Origin of the sequence: Burkholderia sp. Ac-20379, from assembly GCF_017104645.1 — a bacterium.
GTDB lineage: Bacteria > Pseudomonadota > Gammaproteobacteria > Burkholderiales > Burkholderiaceae > Burkholderia.
The window spans coordinates 1-237 of record NZ_JAAGPF010000190.1 but is presented as its reverse complement, the minus strand read 5'-3'; the positions used below and the strand labels follow the sequence as shown (position 1 = coordinate 237).

Here is a 237-nt window from a genome sequence, read left to right as displayed (position 1 = left end):
AAAAAAAAAAAATTACGCCCAAATACCCGTCTCACGTGATGACCAGCTACGCACTGTCTACGTCACGCAAGTACCTCGACTCGAATCTTCCCACCTGGCTCGATTTCCTCCTTTCCAAACTTCACGCCACCTTTTCGCTCGACGAAGCCGCTCCCCCTCCTTACACTCCTCCGACTACATTCCCGCGTCATCCTCATTCGACCGCCTTTGTCCCTGCCCGTACCATCTTTTTCTAAA

At 51.5% G+C, this 237-nt stretch carries 1 pseudogene; it reads left to right on the top strand.

Annotated features, from left to right (window positions below):
• Positions 1 to 236, top strand: a pseudogene (locus G3N92_RS21695) (hypothetical protein); the annotation flags it as partial.
• Position 237: the final 1 nt, after the last annotated feature.